13 protein-coding genes are annotated in these 13,024 nt (G+C 40.8%); 5 read left to right on the plus strand and 8 right to left on the minus strand.

What is annotated here, in order from left to right:
- The first annotated feature begins 46 nt into the window (after positions 1 to 46).
- From J7E66_RS26145 to J7E66_RS26160, 4 genes are all read left to right on the plus strand, one after another.
- Positions 47 to 991, plus strand: coding sequence for a substrate-binding domain-containing protein (locus J7E66_RS26145; RefSeq protein ID WP_215005456.1), 945 nt, complete (start codon positions 47 to 49; stop codon positions 989 to 991).
- Positions 988 to 1,854: an ABC transporter substrate-binding protein gene (locus J7E66_RS26150; protein WP_215005459.1), complete on the plus strand. Its 867-nt coding sequence runs from the start codon at positions 988 to 990 to the stop codon at positions 1,852 to 1,854. Before J7E66_RS26145 ends, J7E66_RS26150 begins: the two co-directional genes overlap by 4 nt.
- Before the next feature lie 68 nt (positions 1,855 to 1,922).
- Positions 1,923 to 2,621: an ABC transporter permease gene (locus tag J7E66_RS26155; RefSeq protein ID WP_215005462.1), complete on the plus strand. Its 699-nt coding sequence runs from the start codon at positions 1,923 to 1,925 to the stop codon at positions 2,619 to 2,621.
- On the plus strand, positions 2,618 to 3,361 hold the full coding sequence (locus tag J7E66_RS26160; RefSeq protein ID WP_215005465.1) for an ABC transporter ATP-binding protein: 744 nt from the start codon (positions 2,618 to 2,620) through the stop codon (positions 3,359 to 3,361). The genes J7E66_RS26155 and J7E66_RS26160 overlap by 4 nt, the downstream gene beginning before the upstream one ends.
- 96 nt (positions 3,362 to 3,457) lie before the next feature.
- Here J7E66_RS26160 and J7E66_RS26165 read toward each other — a convergent pair whose 3' ends face one another.
- Together J7E66_RS26165 and J7E66_RS26170 are read right to left on the minus strand one after the other, a co-directional pair.
- Positions 3,458 to 4,831, minus strand: coding sequence for a sensor histidine kinase (locus tag J7E66_RS26165; protein ID WP_215005468.1), 1,374 nt, complete (start codon positions 4,829 to 4,831; stop codon positions 3,458 to 3,460).
- Entirely contained in the window at positions 4,809 to 5,519 is a 711-nt protein-coding gene (locus tag J7E66_RS26170) for a response regulator transcription factor (RefSeq protein WP_215005471.1), read from the minus strand. The genes J7E66_RS26165 and J7E66_RS26170 overlap by 23 nt, the downstream gene beginning before the upstream one ends.
- A gap of 348 nt (positions 5,520 to 5,867) precedes the next feature.
- On the opposite strand from J7E66_RS26170, the gene J7E66_RS26175 reads away from it, so the two are divergent.
- Positions 5,868 to 7,232: a HAMP domain-containing sensor histidine kinase gene (locus J7E66_RS26175; protein WP_215005474.1), complete on the plus strand. Its 1,365-nt coding sequence runs from the start codon at positions 5,868 to 5,870 to the stop codon at positions 7,230 to 7,232.
- A gap of 35 nt (positions 7,233 to 7,267) precedes the next feature.
- On the opposite strand, the gene J7E66_RS26180 is transcribed toward J7E66_RS26175, so the two are convergent.
- The 6 genes from J7E66_RS26180 to nadE all read right to left on the minus strand — a co-directional run bounded on the left by J7E66_RS26180 (position 7,268) and on the right by nadE (position 12,948).
- Positions 7,268 to 8,785 (minus strand): flotillin lipid rafts scaffold protein FloT, encoded by a 1,518-nt coding sequence (locus tag J7E66_RS26180; RefSeq protein ID WP_215005477.1) that lies wholly within the window; start codon positions 8,783 to 8,785, stop codon positions 7,268 to 7,270.
- 14 nt (positions 8,786 to 8,799) lie between these two features.
- Positions 8,800 to 9,342: an NfeD family protein gene (locus tag J7E66_RS26185; protein ID WP_215005480.1), complete on the minus strand. Its 543-nt coding sequence runs from the start codon at positions 9,340 to 9,342 to the stop codon at positions 8,800 to 8,802.
- A gap of 358 nt (positions 9,343 to 9,700) precedes the next feature.
- Positions 9,701 to 10,435, minus strand: coding sequence for an amino acid ABC transporter ATP-binding protein (locus J7E66_RS26190; RefSeq protein ID WP_215005484.1), 735 nt, complete (start codon positions 10,433 to 10,435; stop codon positions 9,701 to 9,703).
- 15 nt (positions 10,436 to 10,450) lie between these two features.
- Positions 10,451 to 11,149, minus strand: coding sequence for an amino acid ABC transporter permease (locus tag J7E66_RS26195; protein ID WP_215005487.1), 699 nt, complete (start codon positions 11,147 to 11,149; stop codon positions 10,451 to 10,453).
- Positions 11,136 to 11,966, minus strand: coding sequence for an amino acid ABC transporter substrate-binding protein (locus J7E66_RS26200; protein WP_308162593.1), 831 nt, complete (start codon positions 11,964 to 11,966; stop codon positions 11,136 to 11,138). Before J7E66_RS26200 ends, J7E66_RS26195 begins: the two co-directional genes overlap by 14 nt.
- Positions 11,967 to 12,126: 160 nt before the next feature.
- Positions 12,127 to 12,948, minus strand: a complete 822-nt coding sequence (gene nadE / locus J7E66_RS26205) for an ammonia-dependent NAD(+) synthetase (protein WP_215005490.1) — start codon at positions 12,946 to 12,948, stop codon at positions 12,127 to 12,129.
- Positions 12,949 to 13,024 lie beyond the last annotated feature (76 nt).

Here is a 13,024-nt window from a genome sequence, read left to right on the forward strand (position 1 = left end):
TGCTATTCTTTTTATAAAATAAAAACTGGAAAAAAGAGGGTAGCTTATGGATGAGAAGGCTTATACACCCGATGAAGTTGCCCAAATCTTTCAAATCTCAAAACATACGGTTTATGAGTTAATTAAAAGAGGTGAGCTGCAGGCATTTAAGATTGGAAACAAAATTAGAATTGAACAAGCTGAGTTGGAGAGATTTAAAGAGAACACAAAGGCTCCCGCCAAAAAAAGTCTATCTGAACCAACAGAGACTCCGAGTAATCCGGCCCAATCCATTCGATTATCCGGCAGTCACGACTTTCTTGTCGAACATTTTGCAAAACAAGCAGCTACAGCATTAAACTTACAAATCCAGCCTTCGTACATAGGCAGTCTTGAAGGGTTAATGATGCTATACCGGGGACAATGTGATATTGCTGCTATTCATCTATTGGATCCAAACTCACAAGAATATAATCTGCCATTCATTCATCAACTTTTTGTATACGAATCAATTTTGGTGCTTAGATTAGCGGCAAGACAACAAGGCTTTATTGTCGCAAAAGGCAATCCGAAGAATATTCATGATTTTCCTGACCTGACGAGAAACGATGTTCAATTTGTTAATCGCCAGAAAGGGGCAGGAACACGATTTTTACTTGACTCAAAGCTTTCCAGCTATGGAATCAATCCTAGTAAAATTAGCGGGTATAGCAAGGAGGAGTGGAACCATTTATCTGCTGCCTCGTACATTAGCAGGGGCATGGCTGATGTCACCTTCGGAATTCAGTCGGCTGCAAGCCATTTAGGATTAGACTTCATCCCTGTAGCTAAAGAACATTTTGACCTTGTTTTCCGCTTTACCTCTGAAAATAAACAAAGTTTAACAGACCTAATTCAGTATTTACAATCTGCTAGTTTCAAAGACAGTTTAACGGATTTAGAAGGATATGATATATCAGAATTAGGAAAAATTACCTATCAAACTAGTCAAACGGAGGAAACAAAAACATGATAAAAAATCGTTATCTTGGATTCTTATTGGCGCTGATGCTATTAATTTTAGCCGCGTGCGGAAATTCTGAAACAAATGATTCAGCAGAAAAAGTAAAAAAGACTGAACCTAAAGCAGCACCAACTGAAATGATCCTTGCTACAACAACAAGCACACAGGACAGCGGCTTACTAGATGTCCTGATCCCATTGTTTGAAAAAGAAAACAATGTAAAAGTAAAAACCATTGCAGTTGGCACAGGGCAGGCATTAGAAATGGGAACAAAAGGGGAAGCAGATGTCCTTCTTGTTCATGCTCCAGCAGCTGAAAAAGCAGTTGTTGATGCCGGTGATGCCATAAACTACAAACGCGTGATGTACAATGATTTTATCCTCGTAGGACCAAAGGAAAATCCAGCAGGTGTCAGCGGTGATGACATTAACGCAGCTTTCAAAAAATTGTCTGATTCGAAAGCTACTTTCGTTTCACGAGGTGACGATTCTGGCACACATAAAAAAGAACTTGGTATCTGGGCGGCGGCAAGCATTAAACCCGCTGGGGAATGGTACGTTTCAACTGGACAAGGCATGGGGCAAACCTTACAAGTGGCCGCAGAGAAAAAAGGCTACGTCTTAACTGACCGCGCTACATGGCTGGCACAAGAGAAAAATTTGGATACCCTTCAAATCGTCGTTGAAGGCGGCAATGATTTAATGAACATTTACCACGTGATGCAAGTAAATCCTGAAAAACATGACAAAATTAATAGCAAAGATGCAGAAAAATTTGTAGAATTTATGGTAGATGCGAAAACACAAGATGTGATTGAAGAATTCGGTAAGAAAGAATACGGTCAATCATTATTTATGAAGTATACAGAATAGTAGATGAAGGCCCTTTTTTAAGGGTCCTTCTGTTTATAAAGCTATAGAAAATCCTGGAGGCACTTTAAATGGAACTACTCATTGATGGACTAAAAAAAGCGATAGAGATGCTCCTTTCTGGTGATCAGGAAGTATTTGCGATTACCTGGCTCACTCTTAAAGTTTGTATAGTTTCCATTCTGATTAGTACCTTGATAGGATTGCCGCTTGGCATTTTTCTTGGATTAACTAGATTCAAAGGCCGCAGACTTCTATTATTATTCATCAATATTGGTTTAGGGCTGCCTCCTGTTGTTGCCGGACTTTGGATTACGATGCTTTTATGGCGCTCGGGGCCGCTCGGAGATCTCACCCTGCTTTATTCACCAACAGCGATTGTGATGGCACAAATATTAGTGAGTTTGCCGATTGTTACCAGTCTAACCTGCACAGCATTTCAGCAAATTAGTGAAAAAATGCTTTTGCAAATTAAAGCTCTTGGAGCAACAAAACTGCAGACATTATGGATTCTCATTAAACAATTAAAAATTGCCATATTGGCGGCAATAATGGCTGGCTTTGGCCGGGTCATCGCTGAGGTTGGTGCTGCGATGATGGTCGGCGGAAATATCCAAGGCGACACGCGCATTTTAACGACGACAATTGTGATGGAAGTTTCAAAGGGGAACTTTGATATTGCCTTAGCGCTATCGTTCATATTATTATCGGTTGCCCTGTTGATTACGGCAGTGTTAACATTTTTACAGCAAAGGAAGCGAATATCATGAACCCCTTAATTGAGCTGAAGAACATTACCTATAAAGCCCATAATAGAACCATTCTTGATATTCCTGAATTTCAGATTCAGACTGGGGAATTTCTCGGCATTATGGGACCAAATGGTGCGGGGAAAAGTACGCTGCTAAAGGTGCTGGCGTTTCTTGATCAACAAAATAGTGGTGAAATCTTTTATCGAGGACAGGCCATTCCTAAGGGGAATGCACCGCTTGAACTGCGAAGGAAATTCTCCATTGCTCTCCAGCAGTCCTTACTGTTAGATGGAACTGTTTTTCATAACATTGCGATAGGACTAATCTTAAGAAAAGTCTCCAAATCGATTATCAAGGAAAAAGTGGGGCACTGGATGGAGTTATTTGGGATCAGTCATTTGGCGAAAAAAAATGCTCTTTATTTATCCGGCGGCGAGGCACAACGGGTCAACTTAGCGCGGGCGATGATTGTTGAACCAGAGATTCTGTTTTTAGATGAACCTTTTTCCGCTTTAGATTTTCCAACAAAAATAAGGTTAATGGAAGATTTCAAGCAAATTATTGAAGATGCCAAGACAACGGCTGTCTTTGTCAGCCATGATCTAATGGAGGTCAATTATCTCACGAAACAGCTTGCAATCATTGTAAATGGTGAAGTGAAACAAGTAGGACTAACCCCACGCGTCCTAGAACATCCGAATACCTCCACTGCATCGTTCCTAAATGAGTGGAAAAAGTTTTACCCCGTTGCACGTTAATTGACAGTTCCGGTTTGGAGCTGTTTTTTCTTCACTTGGATTAAAAAACAGAAGGCCGCTGCGTATTGCAGAGGCCTTCTGTGCAATTATTTAGGGTTAGTCTTCCTGCGGAAACCACAAAGTAACGCTTGTTCCCTTATTTAACTTGCTTTTTACTTTTATGACACCCCTATGCGCATCCATTAAGGCTTTTGCAATCGAGAGGCCAATTCCAACTCCTCCGGTTTTGCGGTCTCGTGATTTGTCCCCGCGATAGAAGCGTTCGAATATATGGGGAATATCTTCCTCAGCCATCCCTGATCCCTCATCTTGAATCTTGAAGCCGACATAGCCCGAAATATCCGTTTGGACAGAAATAGTGACATTTTTTCCTTCCGGCGTATACTTTAGGGCATTATTGAGGATGTTTGACAGGATTTGCATCAAGCGATCCCTGTCCGCTTCAAACATTTCGTCCTGAACAGGTTCTTCAATATGGAGATGGACACCCTTCTCTGTAAACAACGGCAGAAACATCTCAAATAACGCTGCCAGCACACTTCCTGCATCCAATTCCATTTTTTCAAGTCGAATCTGCGGATTTTCAGCGGCAAGAAGCTTTTCTAGTTCATTGACTAGCCTTACTAAGCGCATTAGCTCTTCGTGGGTTGTCTGCAAACGCTGTGGAGTCGGCTCCCAAATACCATCCTGAAACGCTTCAATTTGACTTCTTAATGTGGCCAGCGGTGTGCGAAGCTCATGAGCCAAATCTCCCGTAAAGTGCTTTCTTAAGTTTTCTTCCTTTGCCAACGACACTGCAAGATTATTAAACGAAATTGCAATGTCCTTTACCTCGGCAGGCAAGCCCGATAATGGAATGCGAATGTCAAGATTATGGTTCTGCAGCTCATTTGCCGCAAACGATAGCTTCTGTAATCCTGAAGTGAGTTTTTTGGAAAAAAGCATACTAAAGATAATCGCCAGCACGATCGTCAAACAAACGGCTGCATAAATGTACAATTGAATCGTTTGGATAAATGTATACTCATCATCAATTAAACCTTTCGGATAGATGGCAACGAGTTTCCCAATGATATTATCATCTACCCTTAGTGTATAGGTCTTGGAATGCCATTCTTCACCATTTGGAGCAGGTTCAGCTAACCCGAAACTATTCAACATGCCACGGATATTCGAGGAATCCATTTGCAATTGTCCCAGCCGATCATACAATTGGAAGTAAAGCTGCTCGGTCATCGCATGTTCGTGCAAGAGCCCAAACACTGGGTCACTGGTAAAATGGCCATTTTTTTTATAATCCTTTTCAATTTCCGTGATAATCCGATCAATCTTTTTCTCCCGATTGTGATCTAAATAGCTGCTGAAGCTTTCTTCAAATCCATACTGGATAAAAAAGCTCACAATGATGATGGCGATCATTGAGATGAGTATTAAATAAAAGAGAATTTTAGACCGGAGCGTTTGCAACATCTAATATGCCTCCAAATTTGTAGCCCATCCCGAATACCGTTACGATAAAATCTGGCTGCCGTGAATCCATCTCAATTTTTTTCCGAAGATTTTTGATATGGGTATCCACACTACGTTCATAGCCTTCATAATACATGCCTTCATCCTGAATCTTTTCAAGCAAATCCATCCGGCTGTAAACCCGGCCCGGATTCACCGCCATATTGGTTAACAGCTTATATTCAATCGGTGTTAGGGTAATATAGTCTCCGTTAACGGTTACTTCCTTTTTTATTAAGTCAATGACAAGTCTTTTCCCATTGAATTCAAGTCGTTCTACTTTCTCCGACTTTTTCACACGCCTTAAAATAGCTTGCACGCGAACAACGACTTCCCGCGGGCTAAACGGTTTGGTTAAATAATCATCCGCCCCCATCACGATTCCGTTGATGCGGTCATCTTCAGCCGATTTGGCGGTCAGCATCAGGATTGGCACGTCCGATTCTTTTCGGACCAGCCGGCAAACTTCTTCACCAGATATATCGGGCAGCATTAAGTCTAATATGATTAAATCAGAGTTTAGTGTTTTTACTTTTTTCAAGGCATCAATTCCATTATCTGCACTATGAATTTCATAGCCTTCTCTTACTAAATATGCTTCAAGAACTTCTATGATTCTACGTTCATCGTCTACTAATAATATCTTCATTTTTACCACTCCCCACATAATAACTATATCATTTCAAGTCTGTGATGTTTGTAACTTCACAAATTCACCACAAGTTCTTCATAACATCTTCAATCTTTCTCGGTAAGATGTAAGTGTAGTTAGGAATGAGGAAATAACTAAAAGGACTCCCAAGTTTTTGTTATCACCTCATTGATGCTGTAGTTGGTTCAAAACCATCTTACTCATCCCCAATTTAACCTCTCTTTTTTATATAGTTCGGACGTCCCAATCGGTGGGACGTCCATTTTTTTTAATAAATTTGCTACAAAATAAGGCGCTCGTACAGCAAACTCTATAGTATGCTTAGGGAGTGAGGTGCTTGGACATATGAATAAAATATCAGTTAAAATAGGCGTCCTATTTTTTATTGCAATCTTTATACTAGAAGGCATTTCGATGTTTTTTTTGCATAATAATATCATTCATTCCCGGGTGCATGAAGAGTTAACTTCTCTCCAGACACGTGGGAATAATCACCGTGAGATCCTCGAGGCTTCATTTCATGATGAAACCATTCGGCACATTGCCATAATGGAGGCACAGACCGATACACAGGTGATTCTGACAAAACCAGATGGAACGATTTATATGTCGTCCAATAAGGTTGCAGATGAGATGAAAAAAATCATGAATATTAAGCCAAAAAGTGTGCCACACGAGGGTTTAATTTTAGAAGACGACTGGAAAAACGAAGCTTATATCGCTTCCATTAGCCCAGTAATTGTTGATAATAAAATCAACGGTTATGTTTATATGTTTCAAAATACAAAAAAAATCAAAGATTTAATTTCCGGACTTAACCAGCATTTCCTGATTGCTGGCCTACTTTCCCTCTTGTTTATGATTATTATCATTATCTTTTTGACCAGGTTTGTCACTCAACCGCTTATTCAAATGTGTGAAGCAACAAAACGGATCAGCAAGGGTGATTTCTCCGTCTCCCTGCCAAACGTTGGTAAAGACGAAATCGGAGAGCTCGGGGAATCCATTAAGGTGTTAGCAAGTGATTTAGAAATTCTAAAAAATGAACGGAATGAGTTCCTTGCAAGCATCTCGCACGAACTCCGTACTCCACTGACTTATATTAAGGGCTATGCAGACATTGCCCTCCGACAAGGAACGAACAATGAGGACAGAGATAAATATTTAGTAATTATTTTTGAAGAGACTGGCAAGCTATCGAAACTAGTGAAGGAATTATTTAATCTCGCAAAAATGGATGAAAATACTTTTTCAATAGAAAAAGAAGAGGTTCATCTATTACCTTATTTTCAAACAATCATTGAAAAAGTTTCACCGGCTTGCTTGGAGTACCAGATCGAAATCGTTCTCGAATGCCCGGATCATCTTTATGCAAAAATTGACCCGATGCGCTTTGAACAAGTGATCCTCAATCTGCTTGATAATGCACGGAAATATTCGGAGCAGCAAACAAAAATAGACGTCGTCGTTAAAAGAATCGACGGAGCGATTCACATGATTTTTCAAGATGAAGGGAAGGGTATCCCCGAAGAAGATTTACCGCGAATATTCGAGCGATTTTATCGTGTCGATAAATCGCGAACGCGTGCTCTCGGCGGTACCGGACTCGGACTTTCAATCGTCAAACAATTAGTGGAAGCCCACGGCGGAACCATTAAAGTTTCAAGCAGCCACAATCTAGGAACAAGCTTTGAAATCATCTTAGAATAAAAAAATCCTTATCGCCATCGATAAGGATTTTTTTCTTATTCTGCTTTTTTCTTTACTTCATCTGTCAATTCCTCAATGCTTTTTCTTACATTCGACTTGCCAGAGTAGTTTTCAATCAATTCTTTTACATCAATGCCGCTTGATGCTTTTAATGATTCTTGAAGACTAGCCATTAAATTGGTGGCATAGCTGGTGATTTTATTGGCACCGCCATTCGATCCAGAGCCGCCCGTGTCGACAACCGTAATTTTATCAATATTGGATAAAGGGCTAGCCACTTGTTTCGCATATTCCGGCAGCATTTTGATAATCATGTCTAGGATTGCCGCTTGGCCGAATTGCTCGAATGCTTCGGCAATTTTCTCCTTCGCTTCGGCTTCTGCTAAACCTTTTAACCGAATAATTTCTGCTTCCGTCGAACCCTGTGCCTTTTGCGCTTCCGCTTTGGCGAGACCATCCAATCGAATCCGCTCTGCTTCCGCTTTAGCCATGGCTTCGATTCGATATTTATTTGCTTCTGCTTCTGCCATTTCCTTGGCCTTATTTGCTGCAGCCGATTGTTCCACAGAATAACGGTCGGCGTCCGCTTTTTTCTTCACTTCCGAATCGTATTGACGTTCGCGGCGTTGAATTTCTTTTTCTTCCAATTCAATTTGTTTCTGTCTTTCAATAATCTTGATTTGCATTTCTTGTTCCATTACTTCTTGTTTCGAACGTGCACTTTCAAGGTCGTAAGCTTGGTCAGCACGTGCTTTGGCGACATCTTGTTCACGGCGGTATTCGGCAATTTTCAAAAGATTGATTTTCTCAGCCTCAGCAATTTCTGTTGCCCGCTCTAACTCATTCCGCTTTGCTTCCTTAGAGGCCTCTGCTTTTTTAATCCGGGTTTCTTTATCCGCTTCAGCTGTAGCAATATCGGCATCTCGTTTTACTTGAGCAATTCGCGGTTTACCAAGGGATTCAAGATAACCATTTTTATCGCGAACATCCTTAATCGTAAACGAGACAATCACTAAACCCATTTTAGCCAGATCCTGTGAGGCAACTCTTTGAACCTCTTGTGAAAATTTATCGCGATTTTTATAGATTTCTTCTACGGTCATTGAGCCAAGGATCGAGCGTAGATGGCCTTCAAGAACTTCCCTGGCCTCACTTTCGCGATCTTCCCTTGGCTTTCCAAGATACTGCTCGGCAGCAGTCGCAATTTCACTAATCGAACCGCCGATTTTAATAATCGCTACCCCATCGGCCATGACCGGAACACCTTGCTCAGTATAGACCTCTGGAGTCGTTACTTCCAGTTTACTAGATAGCAAGCTTAATGGCTTTGCCTGTTGGAAGACTGGTAAAATAAACGTACCGCCGCCGCGGATAATTTTGATTTTGTTTCCGGATTCGTCCACATGGACACTTCCGTTGCCAAGGAAGCTTCCTGTCACAATTAAGGCCTCATCCGGCCCTGCAGTTCTGTATTTAGTAATAAAAACGCCTATTAAAGCAAGAAAAATAAGTGCAACAATCCCAATGATAACCCAGATAATGTTAAATTCCATATCCTAAAACCTCCCTATAAAAAACTCTCTAATTGATGATGAACCGTTACTTGCAGGACGCCATTTTCTACTTGGACCACAAGGACATTCGTACCGCTTGGGATCGTGTCCCCATCAAAGCTTGATGCTGGCTTGGCAATTCTGCCGCTTGTACTGTCAATCATCACTTCCCCATACCCATCAACAGGGATGGTGGTAATAACCGTACCAATCCGGCCACGTAAATCTGATTCTTTATAGACTAGTGACTCCTCCGCACCAGACAGCGGGACAAGAACAAAGACATTTAATAACGTCACCACAATCAAGGCTGCAGCAGACGAGATGCCTAAAATGAGTAAATAATGTAATGAAGAAAGTCGCTCAAATAAATAACCGCTTGCCGATAGGAGGGTTACGAAAGCGAAAATCAAGACTGGGTTAAGAAAATCGAGACCGTCACCAAACCCATGAAAATGAAAGACATCGGCAAACAAGACATAAATTAAGGTTAATACCCCGGAAATGATTAACCCATATAAATAAATCGTTTCTAAAGGAATGCTAAATGGTTCCATGCGCATCAATCCTTCTTATTCATTTGTCTCTTTTTAACATGGCTGTTGATTTCCGCTCCAATCAACTTGGCTATAAAAATAACAATGAGCTTTAACATAGCCATTCATTAAAAAAACTTTAGTTTCTTTCTCAATCAAGTACGTATCCACCACTCCTCATCCATAAGCATCATCCTTTCTATGTATCTACCTTAAATACGGTTAAATTATGGAAAAGTTTCACTTTTTTTCTTAAAATTTACCTGATTATTCAATAATTCGATAATGCTTGTCGAAACCCTGCCGTGCGATTAAGGAGATATTATGAATTTTTACCCTTCAAAAGTAAAAAAGTGCCATAGCACATGGCTACAACACCTTATTGAATCATATTCAAGAACTTCCTCGTTCGTTCTTCTTTTGGATTGGTGAAAATTTCTTCTGGCTTGTTCCTCTCGACAATCACACCTTGGTCCATAAAAATGACTTCATCGGCCGCTTCTCGGGCAAAGCGCATTTCATGGGTAACAACGATCATTGTCATTCCCTCCCTAGCCAGGTCCTTCATGACCTTCAATACTTCACCAACCAGTTCAGGATCAAGTGCGGACGTCGGCTCATCAAAGAGCATTACCTCTGGTTCCATTGCTAGTGCCCGGGCAATGCCGACACGCTGCTGCTGACCACCGGAGAGCTGGGCGGGAAAGTAATCAATTTTATCACCAAGGCCCACTTTTTCAAGTAATGCTTGTGCTTTTTTCCTTGCAGCCTCTTTCCCCTCTCCTTTTACAGTGATTGGCCCTTCCATAACATTCTGAAGTGCTGTTTTATGAGGAAAGAGATTATAACTTTGAAAAACCATTCCGGTTAGGCGCCGAAACGAGGCAATTTGTTTTTTAGGAACAGCTTTAGAAAAATCCAAACTTTGACCTTCGATGGAAATGGCACCTTTTGTCGGAGTTTCCAACACATTCAAACAGCGGAGCATCGTTGTCTTACCGGATCCCGATGGACCGATGACAACGACCACTTTTCCTTTTTCAACGACGAGGTCAATCCCTTTCAACACCTCTAATTGACCAAATTGCTTATATAAACCTTTAATTGAAATCATTGTAAAACTCCCTCATTAAGACGTGTACCGGTCCATTCTCTTTTCCAAGTATCCTTGCAAGAACGAAAGGAAAAAGCAAATGACCCAATAAAGAAGCGCTGCCTCTACGTATACCAATAAAAATTCATAGGTGGTTGAAGCAATTTCTTGGGCCCGGCGAAACATCTCTGTTACAAGAACAACTGACGCAAGAGAAGTGTCTTTTACAAGACTAATAAATGAATTCGATAATGGCGGTATGGATACTCTTGCTGCCTGCGGAAGAATGATTCTTTTTAACGCCTGGGTATAGGTCATTCCAATCGAATAACCGGCTTCCCACTGGCCCTTAGGAATGGAGATAATCGCTGCTCGAATGATTTCTGAAGCATAGGCCCCAACACTTAGAGAAAAACCAATCACCGCGGATATAAATGGATCTAAGGTAACTCCGATATTAGGTAGTCCATAAAAAATAATGAATAACTGAACAAGTAATGGTGTTCCGCGAATCGCCGAAACATAAAATCTGGCAATCCCTTGAAAGAATTTAACCTCAGAAATTCGGGCAAGAGCCGTTAACACCGCCAGAATAATCCCAATGATAAACGAAATGATTGTTAATGGAATGGTATTCATAATAGCACCCTCCAGCAGTGGCTGGAGGGAAGTTTTTGCAATATCGATTAACCTTGCCGTTCTTTCTGGGTCAGCAAAAATACTATTTAAGTACATCTTCACCAAACCATTTCTCAGAGATTTTTTTGTAAGTGCCATCGTCGACGATATCTTTTAGCGCTTTATTCACTTCGTCAACAAGTGTGTCACTTTTCTTTCTAAACATAAAGCCGCTTGAAGAAGCATCATTTGCGGTTGCAACAACCTTGATTGGCGCATCTGGCTTTTGCTTTTTATAGTCTAAAAATGAAAGCTTATCGTTAATGGTCACATCCACACGTTTTTGAGCAAGGAGCTCAACTGCTTGCTGGAAACCATCCACTCCAACAATCTTAGCTCCATATTTCTTTGCCATATCTGCGTAGTTACTTGTCATCGATTGAGCTGCATTTAATCCTTTAATATCTTCAAATGCTTTAACCTTATCATTATCTTTATGGGCAATCAGGACACCTGCAGAAGTAATATATGGGTCTGAGAAATCATACTTTTCCTGACGGTCTGGACGAATCCCAACTTCGTTAGCTATCATATCAAAACGCTTCGCATCCAATCCTGCAAACATTGCATCCCACTGTGTTTCTTTAAATTCAGGTTTAACCCCGATACGTTTAGCCACCTCAGTCGCAAGATCCACATCAAATCCAGTTAGATTGCCACTAGTATCATGGAATGTGAATGGAGGATATGTACCTTCTGTTCCAATCAAAAGTGTTCCTTTGTCTTTTACCGTTTTCAATAAATCATTATCTGCTTTTTCAGCAGTTTTGTTATCAGTTTTTTTATTATCTTTATCAGCATTATCCTTGCCGCACGCTGAAAGCACAAACATAAAGCTTAATAAGAGTGCAAAAATAATAGTAAGTTTTTTCACTGGTGAAACCCCCTAATTCTGATTGTTTTTATCGGATTTAATCATATTACACAGATTTGCTTCTGTCAAAGGATAAGATGTGAACGAAATTAAAATTATTTTACCCTTTATTTTAAAATAAAAACCTATCAGAAATGTTTCTTATGATAGGCAGCTATTTTTATTTCCACCACTCGTCAAACATGGTGGTTGGTAGTTGGCGTTTATGTTCTGTCATAAGATAACGCTGTTCAATTTTCTCAGCGACCTCTTTTGAAACTGGTTTTCCTTCCAGATAATCATCGAGTTCATCATATGTAATCCCTAACTCTGTTTCGTCGGCCTGTCCAGGCTTTTGGTCCAGTAAGTCTGCCGTAGGTACTTTTAAATATAACCGTTCATCCGCACCGAGCTCTTTTAACAAGGCCCTCCCCTGCCGCTTGCTTAAGCCGCTGAGCGGAAGGATGTCCGCCCCTCCGTCGCCATACTTCGTATAGAAACCCGTGACTGCTTCTGCTGCATGGTCTGTTCCAATCACAAGCAGTCCCTCCATGCCGCCGATTGCATATTGAGCAATCATTCTCATCCTGGCTTTTACATTTCCTTTTTGATAATCACTTAAAGGTGCCCCTTGATAACTTGTATCATATTCATTTTGTACATCATCAACCGCTGTTTTGATATTAAAGACTGTCTCACGATCTGCACGGATAAAGGCTAATGAACGCTTAGCATCTTCCTCATCTTGCTGGACACCGTAAGGAAGACGAACAGCGATAAACAAGGCATCTAGTCCTTCGCTGCGCAGCTCCTCAACTGCCAGTTGAGCGAGGCGGCCTGCAAGAGTAGAGTCTTGACCGCCGCTAATCCCTAAAACATAGCCCTTAGCCTTTGTTTTAATTATGTAATTTTTCAAAAAATCAATCCGTTTTCGAATTTCTCCTTGCGGTTGAATGGTCGGACTAATGTTTAACTCCTTCATGATCTGTGCTTGCAAACTCATTTATTGTTCCTCCATACTCACAATTGATATATTAAATAATGTACCACAAATATCTCGATTTCACTAAAAACTACAA

This window comes from Bacillus sp. ISL-7 (assembly GCF_018613065.1).

Bases quoted from the DNA above. Each gene is read 5' to 3' on its own strand.
- J7E66_RS26180 (WP_215005477.1), bottom strand. From the start codon at position 8,785: ATGGAATTTAACATTATCTGGGTTATCATTGGGATTGTTGCACTTATT.
- J7E66_RS26165 (WP_215005468.1), bottom strand. From the start codon at position 4,831: ATGTTGCAAACGCTCCGGTCTAAAATTCTCTTTTATTTAATACTCATC.
- J7E66_RS26175 (WP_215005474.1), top strand. From the start codon at position 5,868: ATGAATAAAATATCAGTTAAAATAGGCGTCCTATTTTTTATTGCAATC.
- J7E66_RS26150 (WP_215005459.1), top strand. From the start codon at position 988: ATGATAAAAAATCGTTATCTTGGATTCTTATTGGCGCTGATGCTATTA.
- J7E66_RS26195 (WP_215005487.1), bottom strand. From the start codon at position 11,149: ATGTACTTAAATAGTATTTTTGCTGACCCAGAAAGAACGGCAAGGTTA.
- J7E66_RS26155 (WP_215005462.1), top strand. From the start codon at position 1,923: ATGGAACTACTCATTGATGGACTAAAAAAAGCGATAGAGATGCTCCTT.
- J7E66_RS26190 (WP_215005484.1), bottom strand. From the start codon at position 10,435: ATGATTTCAATTAAAGGTTTATATAAGCAATTTGGTCAATTAGAGGTG.
- nadE (WP_215005490.1), bottom strand. From the start codon at position 12,948: ATGAGTTTGCAAGCACAGATCATGAAGGAGTTAAACATTAGTCCGACC.
- J7E66_RS26145 (WP_215005456.1), top strand. From the start codon at position 47: ATGGATGAGAAGGCTTATACACCCGATGAAGTTGCCCAAATCTTTCAA.
- J7E66_RS26170 (WP_215005471.1), bottom strand. From the start codon at position 5,519: ATGAAGATATTATTAGTAGACGATGAACGTAGAATCATAGAAGTTCTT.
- J7E66_RS26160 (WP_215005465.1), top strand. From the start codon at position 2,618: ATGAACCCCTTAATTGAGCTGAAGAACATTACCTATAAAGCCCATAAT.
- J7E66_RS26185 (WP_215005480.1), bottom strand. From the start codon at position 9,342: ATGGAACCATTTAGCATTCCTTTAGAAACGATTTATTTATATGGGTTA.